At 65.7% G+C, this 20,437-nt stretch carries 16 protein-coding genes; all 16 read right to left on the bottom strand.

The annotated features are described in order from the left end of the window. Positions 1-313: 313 nt before the first annotated feature. Positions 314-1,435, bottom strand: a complete 1,122-nt coding sequence (locus tag IB273_RS22890) for a polysaccharide biosynthesis/export family protein (protein WP_192225103.1) — start codon at positions 1,433-1,435, stop codon at positions 314-316. Between the two features lie 31 nt (positions 1,436-1,466). Next, the gene (locus IB273_RS22885; RefSeq protein ID WP_081515230.1) at positions 1,467-2,867 is read right to left on the bottom strand and encodes an undecaprenyl-phosphate glucose phosphotransferase; all 1,401 of its coding nucleotides are present in this window, start codon (positions 2,865-2,867) and stop codon (positions 1,467-1,469) included. Between the two features lie 102 nt (positions 2,868-2,969). Then, on the bottom strand, positions 2,970-3,845 hold the full coding sequence (gene rfbA, locus IB273_RS22880) for a glucose-1-phosphate thymidylyltransferase RfbA (protein WP_081515229.1): 876 nt from the start codon (positions 3,843-3,845) through the stop codon (positions 2,970-2,972). After that, on the bottom strand, positions 3,842-4,960 hold the full coding sequence (locus IB273_RS22875) for a glycosyltransferase family 4 protein (protein ID WP_192225102.1): 1,119 nt from the start codon (positions 4,958-4,960) through the stop codon (positions 3,842-3,844). Before IB273_RS22875 ends, rfbA begins: the two co-directional genes overlap by 4 nt. A 20-nt stretch (positions 4,961-4,980) precedes the next feature. Continuing rightward, positions 4,981-7,596 carry a GH39 family glycosyl hydrolase gene (locus IB273_RS22870; protein ID WP_192225101.1) on the bottom strand — a complete coding sequence of 872 codons (2,616 nt, stop codon included), beginning with the start codon at positions 7,594-7,596 and terminating at the stop codon, positions 4,981-4,983. Beyond that, positions 7,565-8,797 carry a glycosyltransferase family 4 protein gene (locus IB273_RS22865; protein WP_192225100.1) on the bottom strand — a complete coding sequence of 411 codons (1,233 nt, stop codon included), beginning with the start codon at positions 8,795-8,797 and terminating at the stop codon, positions 7,565-7,567. The genes IB273_RS22870 and IB273_RS22865 overlap by 32 nt, the downstream gene beginning before the upstream one ends. Next, complete coding sequence (locus tag IB273_RS22860) at positions 8,794-9,792, bottom strand: glycosyltransferase (protein WP_081515225.1); 999 nt, start codon at positions 9,790-9,792, stop codon at positions 8,794-8,796. The genes IB273_RS22865 and IB273_RS22860 overlap by 4 nt, the downstream gene beginning before the upstream one ends. Before the next feature lie 44 nt (positions 9,793-9,836). Further along, positions 9,837-10,364, bottom strand: coding sequence for a transcription/translation regulatory transformer protein RfaH (gene rfaH / locus IB273_RS22855; RefSeq protein WP_192225099.1), 528 nt, complete (start codon positions 10,362-10,364; stop codon positions 9,837-9,839). Next, complete coding sequence (locus tag IB273_RS22850; RefSeq protein ID WP_081515223.1) at positions 10,361-11,110, bottom strand: WbqC family protein; 750 nt, start codon at positions 11,108-11,110, stop codon at positions 10,361-10,363. The genes rfaH and IB273_RS22850 overlap by 4 nt, the downstream gene beginning before the upstream one ends. A 28-nt stretch (positions 11,111-11,138) precedes the next feature. After that, positions 11,139-13,352: a polysaccharide biosynthesis tyrosine autokinase gene (locus tag IB273_RS22845; protein ID WP_151188693.1), complete on the bottom strand. Its 2,214-nt coding sequence runs from the start codon at positions 13,350-13,352 to the stop codon at positions 11,139-11,141. Positions 13,353-13,383: 31 nt separating this feature from the next. Continuing rightward, the gene (locus IB273_RS22840; RefSeq protein ID WP_192225098.1) at positions 13,384-14,313 is read right to left on the bottom strand and encodes a glycosyltransferase family 2 protein; all 930 of its coding nucleotides are present in this window, start codon (positions 14,311-14,313) and stop codon (positions 13,384-13,386) included. Between the two features lie 2 nt (positions 14,314-14,315). Continuing rightward, positions 14,316-15,836: a lipopolysaccharide biosynthesis protein gene (locus IB273_RS22835; protein WP_081515220.1), complete on the bottom strand. Its 1,521-nt coding sequence runs from the start codon at positions 15,834-15,836 to the stop codon at positions 14,316-14,318. Between the two features lie 10 nt (positions 15,837-15,846). After that, positions 15,847-16,941, bottom strand: coding sequence for a DegT/DnrJ/EryC1/StrS family aminotransferase (locus IB273_RS22830; RefSeq protein ID WP_081515219.1), 1,095 nt, complete (start codon positions 16,939-16,941; stop codon positions 15,847-15,849). Positions 16,942-16,998: 57 nt separating this feature from the next. Further along, a complete protein-coding gene (locus IB273_RS22825; protein ID WP_192225097.1) occupies positions 16,999-18,420 on the bottom strand; it encodes a hypothetical protein in 1,422 nt (473 codons plus the stop codon). Next, positions 18,420-18,887, bottom strand: coding sequence for a hypothetical protein (locus tag IB273_RS22820; protein WP_192225096.1), 468 nt, complete (start codon positions 18,885-18,887; stop codon positions 18,420-18,422). The genes IB273_RS22825 and IB273_RS22820 overlap by 1 nt, the downstream gene beginning before the upstream one ends. A 576-nt stretch (positions 18,888-19,463) precedes the next feature. After that, on the bottom strand, positions 19,464-20,432 hold the full coding sequence (locus tag IB273_RS22815) for a sensor domain-containing diguanylate cyclase (RefSeq protein WP_081515216.1): 969 nt from the start codon (positions 20,430-20,432) through the stop codon (positions 19,464-19,466). Positions 20,433-20,437: the final 5 nt, after the last annotated feature.

Genomic DNA, 20,437 nt, shown 5'->3' with positions numbered 1-20,437 from the left:
CCTCCCTGAGGAGGTACCTAGTTCGTGTGAAATGACTGATCAATAGGAAGCGGCGTAAGGACCAGGCCCGAGCTGCCGAACGCCAGACAAAAAAAACCCGCCAGCGCTGCAACGCGGGCGGGTTCGGGACCCTGTGCTAGGGGAAGGTCCCAAAGGAGAGCGGCGGAGTGGAGCCCGCCTAGGAGTGGTGCGTCCCTGCACACGATGGCGGCGATGATGGCCACCACACGGTGCGGAGTCGATTCCAGCGATCCGCCCGCAGCGGTAGGAAATTTCCCAACGCCGCGGGCATTGCCGGAGAGTGCGGTCGCGATCAGTTGCCGCCGACGGCGGCGCTGGTGCCGATGAAGTTGGCCGATGGCAGCAGCTGGCTGATGAAGCGGTTCCAGCGGGTGATGTTGGCCGGGCCGATGAACACCACGTCCTGCGGCTGCATGGCGAATTCCTTAGCCAGGGCGTAGGCGGTCGGGCGCTTGGCTTCCAGGTGGAAGACCTGCGCCTGGAAGGTCCCCGGCGCGGTGCCGGCGACCGGTTCCGGGTTGCCACGGATCACGTAGACCGAGTCGCCGTCGGAGGTTTCCGGGGCCAGGCCGCCGGCGTTGCCGAGCACTTCCAGCAGGGACAGACCGGTGGTGCGATAGGTGACCACCTGCGGACGTTCCACTTCACCGACCACGTAGACTTTCTTGCGGTCGTTGTAGGGCAGGTGGATCTGGTCGCCGTTCTTCAGGTAGATGCCGGTCAGGGTCGAACCGGAGCGGTTCAAGGCGTCGACGTCGAGCACGTACTCGCGGCCATCACGCTTGAGGACCAGGCCGGACAAGTCCGCTTCCCCGGTGACCACCCCCGCCTTGCTGACCGCCTGCACCAGGGTGGTCGGCGTGTTGTTCAACTCGACCTGCCCGCCGTTCTGGAAGGCCCCGGAAAGCACCACGTGCTGGCTGGCATAGCGCAACACGGTGACGTCCACCTGCGGGTCGACGATGCCCTTGTTCGCCAGCCGCCGGGCCAGGCTCGTGCGCAACTGCGCCGGGGTCTGCCCTTGCGCGCGCACCACGCCGGCATAGGGGAAGAAGATGTTGCCGTCGGCGCCGACCACGCGACCGTTGGCTTCCATCTGCTGGGTGGAGCCGGGGCTGGTCAGCTCCGGGTGGTCCCAGACGGTGACCAGCAGCACATCGCCGCCGCCGATCACGTAGTCCTCCTGCGGCGGGCGGTAGTTCAGCAATTCTGCGGGCACACCGGGTTGGGCGGCGAACGCGGCCTCCTGGCGTTGCAGCACCTGGGGCGTGATGGGCACGAGGGTGATGTTCATCCCCTCTTTCTGTGCCTCGCGTTGGATATCGGAATCCGTCATGTGCTGACCGGGGGAGAACACGCAGCCTTGTAGCGCCAGACTGCCGACTACAAAGCTGAAAGCGAGCAGGTTTTTCATGGCAATCCTTCCTTGAAGCTTGTGTGGAAACTCAATAGGCATTGCGGTGTACGAAACCCTTGAACAGGGTCAGCAAGACGATCTTCAGGTCCCACCAGACGGACCAGTTCTCGATGTAGTCCAGATCGAACTCGATGCGCTTCTGCATCTTCTCCAGGGTGTCTGTTTCGCCACGCCAGCCGTTCACCTGGGCCCAGCCGGTAATGCCTGGCTTGACCTTGTGACGCAGCATGTAACGGCTGACCTGACGCCGGTATTGCTCGTTGTGCGCCACGGCGTGGGGGCGTGGGCCGACCACGGACATGTCGCCGAGCAAGACGTTGAAGAACTGTGGCAATTCATCCAGCGAAGTGCGCCGCAGGAAGGCGCCCAGCGGGGTGATGCGGCAATCGTTGCGCGAGGCCTGGGTGACGGCGGCGCCGTCCTCCATGACCGTCATGCTGCGGAACTTCCAGACGCGGATGGGCCGACCGTCCATGCCGTAGCGGGTCTGGCGGAACAGCACCGGGCCGCGCGAAGTGAGCTTCACGGCCACCGCGATGAACAGCATGGGCACGGCGATCAGCAGCAGGATCAGCGAGGCCAGCACCACGTCCTCGATGCGCTTGAGCACGGCGTTGGGGCCGTCCATGGGCGTGTCGAAGATGCTGATGGTGGCCAGCCCGTTGATGCTCTCGCTGCGCGCGTGCAGCAGGTCGAACATGAACAGGTCGGGGATCAGGTAGACCGACACCGTGGTGTCGGAGAGCTCGCGGATCAGCTCGTTGAGCAGCGGCTCGCGCGACAGCGGCAGGGTCAGGTAGACCTTGTCGATCTGCCCCGAGCGGGCGGCCTCGATCAGCGCCAGGCGATCGCCTTTTACCGGTACCCGTTCGCCCAGTTCCATCTGCTGCGGGCGGTCGTCGTAGAAGCCGACCAGGCGCAGGCCCATCCAGGGCGCGGCGAGGATGGTCTCGGCCAGTCGCGCGCCGACTTCGCCAGTGCCGTAGATGGCCACGTTGCGGCTGTTGAAGCCGTGGCGGCGGGCGACGCGCAGCAGCATGCGGATCGCCAGCCGGTAGCCGCCCATGATCAGCAGCGCCGCGGCGAACCAGCCCAGGCGCCGGGGTTCTTCCAGCTCCACGTGGCGCAGCGAGATGTCCAGCAGCAGCACGGCGAAGAACGCCAGCGACCAGTACAGGGTGACGCTCAGCGACTCCCGCAGCAGCGACTCGCCACGCCAGGAGCCGTAGAGCTGGTTCAGCTCGCCGAGCCAATGGAACAGCATCACGCAGAGCAGCACCGAGACCCAGATCTGTGCATCCAGCACGCCATTGCCAGCACCGAGCAGCACGACCCCGGTGAGCACGATCACCAGGATGTCGCTCAGGCGGTGCGCCAGCGAGATGAGTGACTGGTGCGCACGCAGAATTCCTTTCGTCTTGTTGGGCATGATGACCTCACGACTGCCGGCGTCGCTCCTGGCGCCGCTGCATCGCAGTCCGTTATCGGGCGCAGTGCCGGCCAGCCCTCCACGGGCTCGCCGGGTGCGGGTTCACTGTCGCTTGTCCAGCAGCAGTTGCTGCAGGTAGCGGCCATAGCCGGTCTTGCTCAGGCGCTCGGCCTGCAGGGCCAGCCGGCTCTCACTGAGCCAGCCCTGCTGGAAGGCGATTTCCTCCAGGCAGGCGACCTTCAATCCCTGGCGTTCCTCGATGGTCTGCACGAAATGACCTGCCTCCATCAGCGATTCGTGGGTGCCGGTGTCCAGCCAGGCGAACCCGCGACCCAGCAGGCTGACGTGCAGTTCACCCAGTTCCAGGTAGAGGTTGTTGATGTCGGTGATTTCCAGCTCGCCACGGGCCGAAGGGCGTATCTGGCGAGCCATCTCCACCACCCGGTTGTCGTAGAAATACAGGCCGGTGACGGCGTAGTTAGAGCGCGGCATGCGGGGCTTTTCCTCGATGGAAAGCACGCGGCCCGCGGCGTCGAACTCGACCACGCCGAAGCGTGCCGGGTCCGCCACCTGGTAGCCGAACACGGTGGCGCCCCGAGTACGCGCGGCTGCCTCGCGCAGGGTTTCGGTGAAGCCCTGGCCGTAGAAGATGTTGTCGCCCAGCACCAGGCACACCGAGTCGTCGCCGATGAATGACGCACCGATCAGGAAGGCCTGCGCCAGCCCGTCCGGCGAGGGCTGCACGGCGTACTGCAGGCGCACGCCGAATTGCTCGCCGTCACCCAGCAGGGCGCGGAAGTTCGGCAGGTCGGTGGGCGTGCAGATCAACAGGATGTCGTCGATGCCGGCGAGCATCAGCACCGATAGCGGGTAGTACACCATCGGCTTGTCGTAGATCGGCAGCAATTGCTTGGACACACCCAGGGTAATGGGGTGCAGGCGGGTGCCGGAGCCACCGGCGAGGATGATGCCCTTCATGATCTGCCTCCTTGCTTGGCGATCTGTTTGGCGTCGAAGCGCGCCGGGTAGTCCGAGCGCTCGGTCAGAAAGGAGTCGATCAGGCTGGAAAGCCGCAGCGCGGAAATGTCCCAGGAGTAGCGCAGGACGTTCTCCTGCCCCAGGCGGCGCAGGTCGGCACGCAACTTGTGGTCGAGCAGCACGCGGCGCAGGGCGGCGGCAATGCCAGGCGGATCGAGGGGGTCGAAGTACAGCACCGAGTTGCCCAGCACTTCCGGGATCGAGGCACTGCTGGCCGCCACCACCGGGCAGCCGCAGGCCTGCGCCTCCAGCGGCGGAATGCCGAAACCTTCGTACAGCGACGGGAAGGCAAAGACGGCGGCGTTGCGGTATTGCTCGATCAGCTGATCGTCATCCAGCCGGCCCAGCCAGCGCACCCGGTCGCCCTGCCCGCTCTGCTGCAGTTGCGCATCGACGAAGCTGCGGTTGGCGGCGCCGACGATGCGCAGTTCCACGTCCAGCTCGCCGAGCAGGCGGAATGCTTCGATCAGCCGGGAGAAGTTCTTGTGCGACGCCGGCGAGGACACCGCCAGGACATAGGGGCGTTCGAGCAGGGTCGGCTCGAGGCCGGTGCAGAACTCGGCGGACACCGCATTGGCGATCACATGGATGCCCTTGGGATCGAGGCCATAGTGCGAGGCGATCTCCTGGCGGGAGAACTCGCTGACCGTGACCTGTGCCAGCGAGCGACGCAGCATCAGCGGAATCATCAGGCGGTACAGCGCGCGGAACTTCCAGGAGAAGCTTTCCGGGTGGCGCACGTAGGTGATGTCGTGGTGCGTGACGACCTGCTTCGAATAGGCCAGCGGCGCCGTGCTGCACAGCGAGACCAGCAGCGGCCGGCCGTGACGGGACAGCCACAGCGGCAGGTCGATCTGCTCCCAGAGGTGCCCGTCGCGACGGCCGACCTGCTCGACATTCAGCTGGCTGGCGATTTCCCGGCGGAGGATTTCGCCGGGCGGCGCGACGAAATGGAGGTCGCTGCGCAGCCGCGCCAGCGACAGCGAAATCTGTTCGGCGAAGCGCTGCACACCACTGACCTGCTGGGTGAGGAAGCGCGCGTTGATCACGATCATGAAGGTTCTCCGCGATGGAGTCAGCGCAACGACAGTTGCGGGGCCGACGCGCTGCGCACCAGGGTGGGCGAGGCGTCGATGCGGATGCTGGCCTGGCAGTCGCCGCCCCCAGCGGGGCACTGCCAGGGCACCGGCCGGCCCTCGCGGCGGGCGATCCCTTCGACGGCGTCCAGGCGCCAGAGGGTGTCGCTGCTGCCGGGCTTGCTGGTGATGTTCAGGGTCTGCTCATGGCCCAGGGTCCAGGCCACCAGGATTTCCTCGCTGGCCTTGGCGAAGCGCAGCAGGTAGACGTTCGGGTCCTCGTTCGGCACGCGGCCGACGAAGCGGTAGCGACCGATGATGTCGGCAATGCTGGCCATCGCGTGGTACGCCGGCTTGGGCTGCCCGCCGGCGGTGAGCAGGCCGAAGTTGTGCTCCATGTCCGTGCGGTCGATGCCGTCGTCCACCAGGTCGTACCACCAGGCGCCTTTCACGTTCGGCAGGCTGCGCACCAGCACGTAGGCGCGGGCCAGGTAGGCGGCCTGGCGCTCGCGGCTGATGCCGCAATCGCCTTCGTGGGCCGGCCAGCTGAACTCGGTGAAGTACAGTGGGACTGGTTTGCCGGCGGCGTTTTCCAGCTTCTGGTTGACGCCCTGGAACCAGTTCAGCCAGGCCTCGGGAGTGGACATCTCGCGCTCGCAGTACACCGAGGGATGCAGCGAGATACCGTCGACGATATCCAGTACGCCGCCACCGGCGATGCGCTCGGCGAAGCCCTGGCGGATGCCCTTGAGGGTGACGGCTCCGGCGAGCACCTTGGCTTGCGGGTCTTCCTCGCGGATCACCTTGGCGGCCGCGCGCACCAGGGTCAGGTAGTCGTCGCTGAAGTCCTTGTCGGTGGCGTTTTCCGAGTCCCACTCGTTCCACACTTCGTAGAAGGCGACCTGCCCCTTGAACGCGCGCACCACGTAGCGCACGTAACGCAGGTAGCCCTCGCGGGAGGCGTCGTCGCGCGGCTTGGCGTTGCCGTAGAACTGGTTCTCGTTGCCCAGGATCAGCAGCGTGTCTATCCCTAGGCTACGGGTGCTACGCAGCTGTGCGCGCCAGGCGGCGTCGATGGACAGCACGCCGCGCTCGCGCTCGACACTGGACCAGTAGGCATCGTCGCGGAACGACAGGATGCCGGCCTCGCGGGCCAGGCGATTGATGCCGTCGCGATTGCCCGCGCGGATGTTCTGGTGGGTGCTGGCGCCGACGATGAATTCCGCCGCGCCGAGGTTTTCCACGGGCGCTTCCTTGGCCAGGCTGCTGGGCGATTGCAGCAGGCCGCCGATCAGCAGCGCGCAGGCCAGCAGGCTGAGCATGCCGCCCTGCAGGCGCAGAGTGCGCGGCGTCGGTTGTGGTGCGGTCTCGCCCGGCAGGCGCAGGGCACGGCCGATGGCCAGGCCGAGGAACAGGCTGGGGATCGGCGACTCAAGCACGTCGCTGGTCCAGGCGATGAGCAGGATGCAGTAGGCGATGCCAAGCAGCGCGCGGGCTTCGCGGCCGGGCTGGCGTTGCAGGCGCATCAGCATCGGCACCGCCAGCAGGTACAGGGCGACGCCGGCCACGCCGAACAGGCACCAGAGGTAGAGCAGCGAATTGTCCGCCACCGCCAGCTGCTCGACGCCGAAGATCGGGAAGGCCGCATAGGCGCTACCGGTCATGCCCAGCCCGGCGCCGGTATAGATCCAGCCGTTGTAGTCCATCACCTTGATCAGGTTCGGCCAGGTGTTGACCAGACGATCGACCATCGAGCCCATCAGGTTGTCGCCGGTGGCGGTGGCCAGGTAGGGGTCGACATGGCCGTACAGACCGTACAGCGGCAGCGCCAGCGCGCCGAGCACCACCAGCAGCGTGGCCAGCAGGAACAGCAGGCGCTGGCGGCTGATGCTCATCACCAGCAGGGCGAAGAAGAAGGCACCGGCGGAGGACTTGTTGGTGGTCAGCACGATACCGACCAGCGCTATCAGGTAGATCAGTCCACGCACCGGCAGCGTCAGGCGGAAAGAGCCCAGGTACAGGCTGAACACCGCCAGCATCATCGCCAGGCTCGAGGACATCCGCGAGAAGCCGGCGATGCGATCCAGGCCATAGGCGCTCCAGGATCGGTTGCCGCTGATCTCGACGCCGCCCATGGAGTAGGTGTAACCCTTCCACGGCACGTTGATGGCGAGGTCCAGGGCGATGCCCAGCAGAGAAGCGATCAGGCAGAAGAAGATGATCCAGCCAACGGCCTTGCGGTGCATCTCCAGGTACTGGCCACAGAGCAGGCCGAACAGCAGCGGCGCGTAGATGAAGACGGAGAAGAAGCCGCTCTTGAACTCGGCGCCGTGCAGCCGGCCGAGCAGCAGCGAGGCCGCCGCGAGGATCAGCAGCAGCCACAGCCCGCGCTGTTGCGGACGGGTGAACAGTTCCCAGCCCACCGCGACGATGCAGGCCACCTTGGGCAGGTAGACGATGGCCGACAGGCCGGCCTGGTCGGTGTAGAAGCGCAGTGCGCCGTTGAAGGTCTCCACCAGCAGCAAGGCCACCAGTACCCCGAGCGCCAGCAAGGAGCGGTCGAAGGTCACGCGGCGGTCGACCTCAAAGCGTGGATACGGGGATTGCAGTTCCATGCTGGACTCCGCGGGTAAGCAGGGTGTGGCGCAGGATGGCTTCGTATTCGTCGAGCATCCGTTCCACGCTGAGCATCGGTGCCACGACTTCACGGGCGCGCGAGGCCAGGCGCTGGCGCAGCGCCGGGTCACGCACCAGGCGATCGATGGCGTCGCCCAGCGAGTCGCTGTGGTCGGGCGAGCAGAGCAGGCCGTTGATTTCGTCCAGGACGATTTCCGTCAGGCCGCCCATCCGCGAGGCGATCACCGGCAGGTGATGGGCGCAGGCTTCCAGCGCCACCAGGCCGAAGGATTCCGGGGACAGGCTGGGCACTACGGCGACATCGATCTCGCTGAAGAACTCGGCCGCCTTGCGGTAGCCGACGAAGTGCACGCGCTGGGGATCGGCGAGGGACTTCAGTTGGTTCACGTAGGCGCCGTCGCCCCGTCCTGCGATCAGTAGCGAGGCATCGTCAGCGCGTGCCTGGAACTGCTCGATCAGCCACTCCACGCCCTTGTTCGGGGTCAGCGCGCCGATGAAACCGAAGCGCAGCGGGCGACGCCCGCTTGCCGGCGGTGCGACGGGCACCTCCGCCATCGGCGAGCCGTTGTAGACCACATGGCTCTGGCTGCCGGCGAAATACCCGGCATCGAGCAGCGCATTGAGCTGGTAGCGACTGACGCCGACCACCGCATCGACGTCGCTGGAAGCCGATGCGTGGGAGCGCCGCAGCAGCGCACAGGATGCGCACTGCCGCTCGCAGTGGCGGCCCTTGTGGAAGCGCACGCCGCGCGGGCAGGTCAGGTACTGGTCGTGAAGGACCTGTACGAGCGGCAGGCCGGCGTCGCGGATCGCATCCCAGGCGGAGATCGACCAGCCCGACAGGTTGTGGCAGACCACCACGTCCGGCTCGATCTCTTCCAGCACCTTCGCCAGCACACCGCGCATGCCGCGGTTGTAGCGGTCCAGCCCGTGCCAGGCGAGACGCTTCAACGGGCCGTAGCTGTTCCCGTCGAACGGCCAGTAGAGATTGCGCAGGCCGGCGCGCAGCACCGTTACACCGTTCAGCGTCTCGCGCTGCAGGCCCGCGTCCGGCCCGGTGCAAAGCACCTGCACGTCGTGGCCACGGCCGCGCAGGCCCTCGGCCATGTGCTGCAGCATGACTTCCGCCCCGCCACCGATGTGCGGGGCGTAGAGGGTGTTGAGCAGCAGCACTCTCATAGCGGGTAGGCCCGGTTCATGCCGAGGCTGCCGGCCTCGCCATCGCGGATCGCCTGCAGCAGCAGGGCCAGGCGGCTGGCGCGGCCGTGGCGGCGGGCAAAGAAGTGCAGCAGGCGGATGAACACCCAGCGGTTGAAGCGGTACATCAGCGGCGAGGTGACCCACAGGTTCTTGTCGAACCAGGCCTGGTTGCGCGCGGCGTAGTAGGCGCGCAGGTCGGAGCTGCCGAGCAGGTAGGTCTCGTAGATATTGGCGGTGCGCTGCTTGATGTTCCAGGAATGCTCCAGGTCATCCAGGCCGGCCTCGGGCACCAGGTAGAGGTGGCCGCCCAGTGCGCCGATGCGGAAGGTGTACTCGGTGTCGTCGGCGTAGAGCACCAGGTCGCGGCGCGGCAGGCCGATGCGGCGGAACAGGTCGGCATGTCCGAGCAGGCCGCCGTAGTAGGCGAACGGCAGCTCCAGCAGCGGCTGCGCCGGGCGCGGTTTCGGCTTGCCCCAGGGCGTGCGTCGCCACAGCTTGTAGGGCAGCTGGCGGACGTGGAAACCGAAGTAGCTGGAGCGCGGCGGCGCGATGAAACGGGTCGGCACGCCGGAGGCGACGTCAGCCTGGTGGGTCGGACGGAAGCCCAGCACGGCGGTGTTGTCGGTGCCATGGCGCAGCGCGCAGTCGATCAGGCGCTGCTTGAGCAGGGGGAAGGAGCCCGGTGTCGGCGCGTTGTCGTCATCCATCAGCCAGATGAAATCGCAGCCGGTCTTCAGCGCGGCCTCGATGCCCACGGCATAGCCGTTGGCCGAGCCGGTGTTGCTGTCCAGTTCGATCACCTGCACGCGATTGGGCCAGAGCATGAACAGCTGGTCCAGCTCCGCCACCGAGGCATTGCTCACGACGATGGCGCGGGTGATGTCCTTTTCGCGGAAGGCGCGCGCCAGCAGTTCCTGCAGGTAGTCCAGGCGATCGCCATAGGTCAGCGTCACCAGCACGGTCGATCCATTCATCTCGCCACTCCTCCTTGTACCTGGCCTTGTCTGGGGTGTGCGCCTCAGGCGCGCCAGCCGTCGTTGCCGCTCAGCGCCGAGAGCTGGCTGAGCGGGATCCGGATGCGTTGTTCGCGTTGCAGCAGGTTGAGCAGGATCAGCGCGCGTTCGGTGCCGTCGTCACAGAGGAAGATGGCCTCCACTTCGCAGTCGCCGGAGCACTTCAGGCGCACTACCTGGCCTTCGTGGAAGCCACTGGAGGGCCGCTCGGGCATCGCCGCCAGGCGCTCGCGGATGCCTTCCACCAGGTCGTCTGCCACCGCCAGCGGCTGTGCGCCGAAGCTGACGATGCGCGCCACGCCACGGGTGGAGCGGATCGGGAACCAGTTGTCGTGCTGCTGATCGAGGCGGATGAACAGGTAGCCGGGGAACAGCGGCTGCGGCCGGCTGCCCTGCTTCACCAGCGGGCGATAGCAGGAGAAGCCCTGGCGGCCGAGGTTCTCCTCGGCGCGCAACTCCTGGTGTGGTTTGGTCTGGATCAGGTACCAGCGATACTGCGCGGCTTGCAGGCCAAGGCTGACTGCGGAATTCATGACTCGTACTCCCCAAGAAGGTCCGACGAGGGAGCGGGTCGCTCCAGGGTGTAGCGGCCTAGCAACCGCTGCATCTCGTCCGGCGGGTTGAACATCAGCACGTCGATGATCGACAGGCTGGGGACGAAATCCGGGCTGAACTGGGGGTAGCTCAGCTCGTCCATGCGCAGGAACTGCAGCTCCAGGCCATGGGCCTGGAACACGTCGGGCGAGTACAGGTGGCGGCCGCCCTCCGGGTTCAGGTAGATGTCGCCGCCGCTCTGCTTCACCGCCTCGATCAGGCGCTGGTCACGGCCGATGTCCTCGGCCAGCTCCAGCTCCGAGGCCCGCACCATCGGTGTGTCGATGCCGATGTAATGGCAGATGCGGCGGATCGAGTGCTCGGCGAAGTGCGACAGGTTGCGTTCGGGGTGCTCGAGGATTTCCTCCAGCAGCGGCATCACCTGCTCGTAGCACGGCGCGCGGTGATAGGCATGGCGAATGGTGTGCAGCAGCCGCCGGTTGCTCAGCTGCATCTGCTCGCTCAGCCTGCGCTCGTTGATCGCCTGGGTCTGCGAGCCCTGCTCCAGGGGAAAGCTGAACTGCCAGATCTTCCCGCCGACCAGCAGGCGATTGCGGTTGATCCACCCACGCCGGGTGTACTGCAGGCTGTCGCCGAGAATGAACAGGCCGCTCGCGGCGATCAGCTGGAAGTACCCCAGGTAGGGGAACAAGTACGGCTGCATGAGGCTGACGATATGGACCATGGCTGCATCCTTTCCCTAGTTTCCCTTTTCAGTCCTTGGCGTCGTAGCGGTAGGCGTAGGCGCCGTAGTCGTACGCCGCCGTCGAGGCCTTGCGTTTCACACCGTTGAGGATGGCGCCCTGCAGGTGGATGCCGCTCTGCCCCAGGCGCCGCCGCGCCGTGTCGATCTCGCTCGCCGGGCTCTGGCCGAAACGCGTCACCAGCAGGCAGATGCCACACAGCCGGCCGACCAGCGCGGCGTCGGTCACCGCCAGCACCGGCGGGGTGTCGACTATCACCAGGTCGTACATCGACGAGGCATCGCGCAGCAGCTGGGCGAAGTTGTCGTGCATCAGCAGTTCGGACGGGTTGGGTGCGGCAAATCCACAGGAGATGAAGTCCAGCTCCGGCACCTCGGTGGGGAGGATCACTTCGCTCAGCGGACGGTGCGAACTCAGCGCGTCGGACAGGCCGTGGCGCGGGGTCAGGCCGAACACCCGGTGCAGGTAGCCCTTGCGCATGTCGGCATCGATCAGCAGGGTGCGCAGGCCCGATTGCGCAACGATGGCCGCCAGGTTGCTGGAGACGAACGACTTGCCGGCGCCCGGCGCCGGGCTGGTGAGCATCACCACGTTGTTGCGCGCTTCGAGCAGGGCGAAGTGCAGGTTGGTGCGCAGGCTGCGGATCGCCTCGTTGGCCAGGTCGCCGGGGGCGGATGCGGCAAGCAGCTTGGGCGTGTGGCCGAGGATGTCGCTCTTGCGCTCTTTCTCCAGGCGCTCCTGCTGCCGCGAGTACGGAACCGCGGCGAGTACGGAGAGGCCCAGCTGTTCGATCGCCTCGGGATTCTCCACGCCACGGTAGAAGGCCTGGCGCAGGAACAGGATGCCCAGGGCAACGCAGAAGCCGAGCAAGGTCGCGAGCAGCACGATGACCTTGCGCATGGGCTTGGCCGGTTGCTCGACGTTGGCCTGGGCGGTGTCGATCACGCGCACATTGCCGATGGTGCCGGCGCGGATGATGTCCTGCTCCTGGGCCTTGTTCAGCAGGCTGGTGTAGGTCTGCCGGGTGACCTGCATGTCACGGGACAGGCGCAGCAGTTCCTGCTGGGTGGCCGGCAGGGTCTGGATGCGTTTCTGCAGTTGCGCCTTGCGGTCTTCCAGGCTGCCCATCTGCTTGTTCAGCGCCTGGTACAGCGGGTGCGTCGGGGTATAGAGGCGGTCGTATTCGGCGCGCTTGAGGCGGAGTTCGGAGAGCTGGTTGTCGATGCCCACCACCTGGTCCAGCACTCCGCGGGTCTCGACGCTGATGTCGGCGGACTTGGCGGTGGTCTGGTAGGCGTTGTAGGCGTTTTCGGCGCGCTCCAGGTCCAGGCGCACCACCGGCAGCTGCGAGCGCAGGAACTGCAGGCGTTGGGAAGCTTCGGCGGAGCTGCGTTCGACATTCTGCAGCACGTAGAGGTGGCTGATCTTGTCGAGGATGCGGTCAGCCTGCAGCGGGCTCGGATCTTCCAGGGTCATGTAGATGATCCCCGAGTCCTTGCCGGCCTCGACCACCTTGAGCAGCTTCTGGTAGTTCAGGGTGGTGGTCAGCAGGCGGTTCTTCGCCACGATGAATTCGGTGCCGGGGCGCGCCACCAGTTCGTCCACCTCGATGCTGAAGCCCTTCTCCAGCACCGGCTTCTTCAGCTCGCCGCGCAGGATCAGCTGGTCGTCGGCATTGAGCAGGTGGTAGGCGTCGCCGCCATCGGCCACCAGGGTCAGCGGCTCGCCCAGGTACTCCTCCGGCACATCGAGGGAGAACACCTTGATCTGCTCGCCACCCCAGCCATAGGAGCCCATGCCCAGCCATGGCGCGGACAGGGCCTCACCGGCTTCGGGCTGGTAGCGCCGCGCCAGGTAGTCACCGATCAGCGGCAGGTGTTTGGGCTTGGCGATGATGTCCAGCTTGAGCAGCTCGACCGCCTTGCCGAGCACCGCGCGGGACTTCAGCAACTCGATCTCGGTAGCGGCGATGGACACGGAGTCGGGGCGGTTGATCACCTCCGGCGTGCCGTTCAGGCCGTTCTTCTTCTGCTCGATCTGGATCATCGCGCCGGAGACATAGATCGGTGTGGCAATCACCGCATAGAAGAGCCCGAGCACGGCGAACAGGCCGGTGACGGCGAGGATCATCTTCTTGTGATCGAACAGCAGGCGCAGCAGGCCGGCGACATCGATGCGGGTGTCCTGGAGCGTTTCCAGGGACGAGCGGGGCATGACACTCATGGACTTCCATCCTCCATTGAGGTGGCGCGGCTCAGCGCGCCGAAATCGGGTTCAGCCGCTTGAGCAGGTTGGCGCCGTGGTTGCCGATCAGCAGCAGGAAGGCCTGCACCTTGCGCATGGGCGAGACGGCGGCCATGGACATCCGGCAGACCTGCATCAGGAAGTACTCGTTGAGCTCCTGATTGCCCAGGCGCTGGTAGTAGCGCGACAGGCAGTAGTAGGTGTGCAGGGTCATCTGCTGCTGCACGCGATCGGCCTGCATGGAGAAGATCCCGCCCAGGTGCACGCGGTAGGCCGCCGGGCGGATTTCCTCGATGAAACGGCCCTTGCCGAAGGCGCCCAGCAGCGACCACCAGCACAGGTCGACCATGCGCGTGGTGCGCAGCTCCTCGGGCATCTCGGTGAGGACATTGCGAAAGCAGGTGGTGAGGGTGGAGATCGGCCGGGCCTTCTGCAGGTCCAGGCGGCTGGCGTCGCGGCGGTACTTGCCGGTGAGCTGCCGGGGCTTGATCACACCGTCCTCGTTGTAGGTGTAGGCGTCGTGGTAGGTGATCACGTAGTCCGGGTTCTTCTCCAGGAAGTCGACCTGGATCTGCAGCTTGCGCGGGTCGGTCCAGAAGTCGTCGCCCTCGCAGTAGGCGATGTAGCGGCCCCGGCATTTGCGGAACACCGGCAGACCATGGGAGACGCCCTTGGAGTACTGGTTTTCCTTGTGGAAGATCGGCTTGATGATGTGCGGGTAGCGCGCGGCATAGTCGGCGATCAGCTCGCTGGTGCCGTCGTTGGAAGCGTCGTCATTGACCAGCACTTCAAAACGGAAGTCGGTGACCTGCTCGAGGAAGCTGTCCAGCGTGCGGCCGATGTAGTTCACCTGGTTGTAGGCCAGGCAGACGATGCTCAGAAGAGGCTTGGGGTCTTCCGGCCAGTTGGAGAGGATCTGCAGCTCGGAGCGGATATCCATGTCTAGACACTCGGCTTGTGGGACGGTTTGAACAGGCGCAGCAAAGCCGGGGCAGAGCCCGCGCCCACGAGGAACAGGGTGATCAGGCCGCACACGGCCAGTGCCGCCAGCAGCCACAGGCGCTCGCCGGAGCGGGCCAGCAGCGCGTAGAAGGGCTCGCTGAGCAAAAGACCGGCAGCGCTGAGCGCGGCGATCTGCAGGGTGTCGCGCAGCCACGGGCCATGCAGGCCGGGAGCGAAGGCCTGGTGCACGATCGCCGGCCAGATCAGGAACGACACCAGGCGCAGGCCGAACCAGCACAGCGCCACGCCGAGCACGCCGTAGAGGTAGGCGCTGGCGATCACCAGCGGCACGGTCACCAGGGTGGAGATGACCGTGTACCAGACGTGCATGCGCAGCAGGCCATGGGCGTACTGCAGGTAGAACTGGAAGCTGGCCACCGCCAGCAGGCCTGAGCCGAGTACGTACCAGGCCAGGATCGGCCGGCACCAACTGGCGGCCACGGCATCGCCGCTCCAGGCCAGAACCAGGTCATGACCATGAGCGGCGATCACCGCGACCATCGGGAACAGCAGCACACAGACGAAGCGGTTCGCCTTCAGATAGAGCTGCTGCATGTCTTCGTGGCGTTGCTCGGCGACCAGCACGGTCATGCGCGGCAGCAGCGACTGCGCCAGCGGATTGACCAGTGTGAGAACGCCGCCGGAAATCAGCGCCACCAGGGAGAAGTAACCGTACTGCTCAAGCGGCAGCAGGTTCGACAGCAGGACCTTGTCCAGCTGGGTGAGCACGATCCACAGGCAGGAGGTGAAGGACATGCCCAGGGCAAAGGGCAGCACCGGGCGCACCGTGTCCCAGCAGAAGCGGGTCAGCAGGCGCACGTCCATCCACAGGTAGGCCTTGCCGCCCAGCAGCAGCGCCTCGATCAGCGACACCGCGACCTGGAACTGGAAGAACACCAGCGGGTCCTGGCTGACCTGCGCCACCAGCAACAGGCCGCCGAAGTAGCGCAGGGTGGTGATGAACACGTTCACCGCATTGATGTAGCCGTGCAGCTCCTGCCCCTGCAGCGCGCTGCGGTACAGGGTGGCGTACAGCCGCAGGGCCACCAGCAGGCCCATCAGGCTGATGCACTGCGCCACCAGCTCGGGCGAGAGTTGCTGTACGTTGAGCCACTGCCCGGCGACCCAGTGGCTGCCGCCCCAGACCGCCAGGCTGCTGAGCACCGTCAGCGGCAGCAGGATCAGCTCGAAGGAGCGCAGCAGGCGGGCCTGCTCCTGGCCCTCGCCGCTGAGCCCACGGCCGTGGGCCACCTGGCGCACCAGCGCCGGCGACAGGCCCATGTCGAGCAACAGCAGCCAGCTCTGCAACACCGCGAAGAAGCCGATCAGGCCGTAGGCCTCGGCCCCGAGATGGCCGAGGTAGAACGGCTGGATCAGGATGCCGATGACGATGGCGTACGCCTGCCCTGCGTAATTGATCAGGGTGTTGCGGACCATCGACAGCGAGCGTGCGGTGCGCATGATCGTCCCCTTACACCGCGACGGCGACGCGGCCGCTTTCCAGCAGCAGCACTTCGATCACCGCGCGCTGGATCTCCTGCGGCAGGCCCGGGTACAGCGGCAGGCAGAGGATGCGCTGGCTCAGCTCGCGGGACAGCACTTGCGGCACCTGCGGGGCGAGGTAGTCGAGGGTGTCCAGCGACGGGTAGAAGTAACGCCGCGGGTTGACCCCGATCTCGTTCAGCGCGGTGCGCACGCGCAGCACCTGGGCTTCGTCGCGCAGGCCGATGGGGTAGTAGCTGTTGTTCAGCCGCGCGTAGCTCTCGCTGGCCTGCAGGTCGTAGTAGCCGCTGAGCGCTGCGGTGTAGCGGGCGGCGATCTCCTCGCGCTGGGCGAGGATGCTGTCGATCTCGTCGAGCACGCACAGGCCCATGGCGGCGGAGAACTCGTTGAGCTTGGCGTTGATCCCCAGGCCGACGATCTGGTCGACGCCGGCGATACCGAAGTTGCACATCAGGCGGATCTGCTTCGCCAGCTCGTCGTCGGAGGTGACGATGGCGCCGCCCTCGATGGTGTGGAACAGCTTGGTGGCATGGAAGCTCAGGGTGGTGGCGTCCCCCCAGGCCAGCACCGACCGGTCGCGGTAGCGCGAGCCGAAGGCGTGGGCGCCGTCGTAGATCACTTTCAACTGGTTGCGCTGGGCCACCGCCTGAATCTCCTCCACCGCACAGGGATTACCGAACACGTGGGTGGCGACGATGGCGGTGGTATCCGGCGCAAGGCTGGCTTCGATGCGCGCAGGGTCGAGGTTCCAGGTCCGCGGATCGATGTCGGCGAAGCGCGGGCGGATGCTCTCCCACTGCAGCGTGCTGCTGGTGGCAACGAAGCTGAAGGGGGTGGTCACGGCACTGCCGGTCACGCCCAGGGCCCGGTAGGCCACTTGCAGGGCGATGGTGCCGTTGTTGGTCAGAATCACATGGCGAACGCCGAAGTAGTCCTGCAGGCGCTCTTCCAGTTCCGTGACGAAGGGGCCGTGGTTGGTGATCCAGCCGGAGGCATAGATCTGGTCCACGTAGGCCTTGAACTTCTCCGGGTTGCCCAGGTAGGTCTTGGTCACATTGATCACGGTCGCATCCCTCTCTTGGATGGAAAGTCCGTTAGCTGTCGAGCCGGCACGCGCCGCTCAACCCAGTGCCGACAGCGCAAAGGGCGCGTCGTCGATGCCGGTGTGGCTGTGGTCTTGAGAAACCTGCTCGGCTTGCGTTGCGCGGTTGGCCAGGTGCTCCTGCAGGGCCTCGATGACCCGGCCGCTGGCGTCGTTGTGGAACTGCCAGACGCCGTAGATACGGCTGTCGAAGGAGCGCTCGCTGCCCAGCATCGGGTTGGCCGCAAGGCCCGATCCGAGACCGAAGCTGTAGAGGCCGGGAATCGGCCGGCCGGTGTGGTCACGCAGGCAGCCGGCGGCGTCGGAGTCCAGCCCGCCCTTGCTCTCGCGCACCTGCAGCGGCTCGCCGTTGGCGCGGCGCAGGGCCGGCAGGCACGGCTGGTAGCCGATGGCCTGGACAAACACGCCGTCGTCGCTGCAGCACTGCTCCAGGCGTTCGCGCGCGGCAGGTGAGCGATCTTCCAGGCACAGCAGTTCGACCTTCACCCGGGTGCCGCTGACCACGCCGTTGGAGAGCACGTCGGTGCCGACCTGGTGGGCGCGGTAGCGCAGGCCGCCGGAGCGGTTGACCCGACCGGACACCGGGCAGACATCCATGCCCTCGTCCACCCCATAGCCGGCCGCGCGAGCTTCCTCGACGCTCTCGAAGAACAGGCGGATCGGCGCGCGGTGCAGCAGGGTGATCTGCTCCAGGCCCAGGCAATCCAAGGCGCAGGCAAGGTTGTCGAGGATCGAGAAGGCGCTGTGCGAGCCACCGACCACGGTGAAGCGGGTACCCGGGGTCACGCGGTCGCCGAACAGCTCCACCAGCTCGGCGGCGTTCAGGCTCAGCAGCGCGTCGGAGGAGTAGACCGTGGGGCCGTCGTGGGACAGGTGCAGGTCCTGCTCGGCCAGGCTCCAGTTCAGGTACTCGCGGTTCTGCCGGCCGCCCAGGTTCATCACCAGCGCGCCGGCGTCGATCTGCGCGGTGTGGGAGCCGCTGCGCAGCGCCAGCTGGAAGCTGCCGTCGTCCAGCGCAGTGATTTTTTCGATACGCGTACCCAGCGCCACCTGGACGCCCAGGTGCTCGGTGACATAGCGCATGAACAGCGTCGAGGCGTGCGCCAGCAGCTCGCCCACCTGGGTGAGCATCGGCGCGCCATGGGGATCGTCCTGCAGGGCGCGGAATGCCCGCGAATGCGCCAGCGGCGCAAAGATCGGCAACAACGCCGGATCGCGCAGACAGTCGAGGAACACGTCGCCGACCGAGTTGGCCGTGATGTGGTAATCCCCCAGTCGGCCACGGCCGACCGCCAGCGCTGCGTCCACGACCAGCAGGCCGTCGCGGGCGAGGGTCGCCAGCGCGCCGGTCTTGTAGGCGTTGAACAGGAAGCCCATGCCTGCCGGGCCGGCGCCGCCGACCACACAGGCATAGTTGGAACGAAGCGATTGCTCGGCCATCAGCCTTGACTCCCAGCGCGGCGGGGCGCGCGGCTCTCGTGAGGCCGGCGCTGTCGGCCGGCAGGGTGGCAGCGCTCGCGCCGGAATTCCGTCACTCGCGGCGCAGCCGCCGTCGCGCGGACCTTCTTCGGGAAGGTCGCGGGAGTCAGTTCGGAATGGATGGCGAACGCCTGCAGAAGAACTTCGGCACGGCGCAGAAGTTGCTGTTTCAGAAATGAAACAAACACTGTCTGGCGCGGCTTAATTTCAGGGGAAAGTTCATGTTTGTTACATAACAAGGAGCCGGCATAACAAAATTTCGAACTAACGGAATCAGCTCGACTAAACTTTTCATTAACGCCTCGGGGATTGGCGTCAAACTCCCGCAGCTTCATCAGCGAAACACTTCCCGCCCGGGAAGCGTCGCTCTTTCTACTTGTTTCAACGGCGCGATAAGTGCCGTCGTTATCCATTGTTTCAGCGGCCATCGTCACTCACTCCAGTCCAGGAGGTGCTCTACGCCGGGCCAAATTGAAAATTCGAAGACAAGGCTACCGCCCGAGTTCGAATGACCCGATTCGATTAACGACAATCAACTGTTCGTCCCTGGAGTGGCCGTTACTTTTCGCTGGGCAAAGCTACCGCCCCTCGGCCAAGTTCCGAAAATCTGGAAAAACAAAAAGCAAAAATCTATCGCGCTTCCGCAGCGAGATGCTGGCGAAAGTTGTCAGGCAGCGATAGGAAAATGACAGGAAGAAGAGGTGGCAGAATCTTCCATGACCTTACTGCTCGTGCGACTGCTCCCTGAGGTGTCTCATCCGGACACCACACGATATTGCTATGTGGATAGTAATAGTGGGGGGGATGAAGGCATGTCAACGCAGGAAGCAATCCTACGCCGGGATTCCGACAGAAGGCAAATCACGACTCGCAAGTCATTGATTTATAACGCGCCATAAAGCCGACACAGGCATTTTGACAGCAGAAACATACAGACCCGAATCTGCGAGAAAGGGATTAGTCAGAAAGTATTAATGTTTCCACCGCGGACAGGCTGGAGTGTTTCATCCCTGAACTATGCGGTCCTTGCCGGTGCGTTTTGCCTGATACAGTGCCGCGTCGGAGCGGCTGTAGAGCGCGGAAAGATTCTGGTCATCGGGCTGTAACAGGGTCAGCCCCTGGCTGATGGTGACGCTGAAGAAATGCTCGGCCTCGTTGAAGCGCAGGCGCTGCACTTCCCGTTGCAGGCGCTCGCCGATCTGCCGCGCCATGCTCTCGTCGCACCCCGGCAGCAGCACGGCGAATTCCTCGCCGCCGATTCGGCCGAACAGGTCGCCGCGACGCAGCGCGCCCGCCCCGCTCTGGGCGATGCGCTGCAGGACCACGTCACCGACCTGGTGGCCGTAGACGTCGTTGATCTTCTTGAAGTCGTCCACGTCCAGCAGCAGGAACGCCAGCGGCGTGGAGGTCGCCTTGCAGTCGCGGAAGGCCTGCTCGGCACTGTCGAAGAAGTAGCGGCGGTTGCTGCTCTGGGTCAGCACGTCGGTGGTGGCCAGGCGGTGCAGCTCGGTCTCCAGGTGCTTCTTGTCGGTGATGTCCTCGGCGATGCCGACGATCATCAGCGGCAGACCGGCATCGCTGTGCTGGCTGACGAAGCATTTGTCGCTGAGCCAGCGCACTTCACCGTCGGCGCGCAGGATGCGGTATTCGCGCTGCTCGATGGCGCCGCGCTGCAGCACTTCCTGCAGGGTGCTCTGGGCGTAGTCCAGGTCATCGGGATAGATGCAGTTGCGCCACTCGTTGTAGTCCGCCAGCAGCAGCGCGGCGGAGCGGCCGAAGATGCGCTCGTACGCCGGGCTGACATAGACCATGCGCTGGGCCTGCCAGTCGAAGGCCCAGAGTACCGAGTTCACGCTCGCCAGCAGCGCGCTGAAGAGCTGTTCGCGCTCCTTCAGGCGCGTCACCTCGGCGCGGCTGTGCAGCAGTGCCAGCAGGGCCTCTTCCTGATCGGCCGGCAATTTATTCTCATCCATGTATC

This window comes from Pseudomonas sp. PDM19 (assembly GCF_014852215.1).
GTDB lineage: Bacteria > Pseudomonadota > Gammaproteobacteria > Pseudomonadales > Pseudomonadaceae > Pseudomonas.
The sequence above is the reverse complement of the archived record's forward strand: the minus strand, read 5'-3'. Positions and strand labels throughout refer to the sequence as shown.

Bases quoted from the DNA above. Each gene is read 5' to 3' on its own strand.
- IB273_RS22890 (WP_192225103.1), bottom strand. From the start codon at position 1,435: ATGAAAAACCTGCTCGCTTTCAGCTTTGTAGTCGGCAGTCTGGCGCTA.
- IB273_RS22885 (WP_081515230.1), bottom strand. From the start codon at position 2,867: ATGCCCAACAAGACGAAAGGAATTCTGCGTGCGCACCAGTCACTCATC.
- rfbA (WP_081515229.1), bottom strand. From the start codon at position 3,845: ATGAAGGGCATCATCCTCGCCGGTGGCTCCGGCACCCGCCTGCACCCC.
- IB273_RS22875 (WP_192225102.1), bottom strand. From the start codon at position 4,960: ATGATCGTGATCAACGCGCGCTTCCTCACCCAGCAGGTCAGTGGTGTG.
- IB273_RS22870 (WP_192225101.1), bottom strand. From the start codon at position 7,596: ATGGAACTGCAATCCCCGTATCCACGCTTTGAGGTCGACCGCCGCGTG.
- IB273_RS22865 (WP_192225100.1), bottom strand. From the start codon at position 8,797: ATGAGAGTGCTGCTGCTCAACACCCTCTACGCCCCGCACATCGGTGGC.
- IB273_RS22860 (WP_081515225.1), bottom strand. From the start codon at position 9,792: ATGAATGGATCGACCGTGCTGGTGACGCTGACCTATGGCGATCGCCTG.
- rfaH (WP_192225099.1), bottom strand. From the start codon at position 10,364: ATGAATTCCGCAGTCAGCCTTGGCCTGCAAGCCGCGCAGTATCGCTGG.
- IB273_RS22850 (WP_081515223.1), bottom strand. From the start codon at position 11,110: ATGGTCCATATCGTCAGCCTCATGCAGCCGTACTTGTTCCCCTACCTG.
- IB273_RS22845 (WP_151188693.1), bottom strand. From the start codon at position 13,352: ATGAGTGTCATGCCCCGCTCGTCCCTGGAAACGCTCCAGGACACCCGC.
- IB273_RS22840 (WP_192225098.1), bottom strand. From the start codon at position 14,313: ATGGATATCCGCTCCGAGCTGCAGATCCTCTCCAACTGGCCGGAAGAC.
- IB273_RS22835 (WP_081515220.1), bottom strand. From the start codon at position 15,836: ATGCGCACCGCACGCTCGCTGTCGATGGTCCGCAACACCCTGATCAAT.
- IB273_RS22825 (WP_192225097.1), bottom strand. From the start codon at position 18,420: ATGGCCGAGCAATCGCTTCGTTCCAACTATGCCTGTGTGGTCGGCGGC.
- IB273_RS22820 (WP_192225096.1), bottom strand. From the start codon at position 18,887: ATGGCCGCTGAAACAATGGATAACGACGGCACTTATCGCGCCGTTGAA.
- IB273_RS22815 (WP_081515216.1), bottom strand. From the start codon at position 20,432: ATGGATGAGAATAAATTGCCGGCCGATCAGGAAGAGGCCCTGCTGGCA.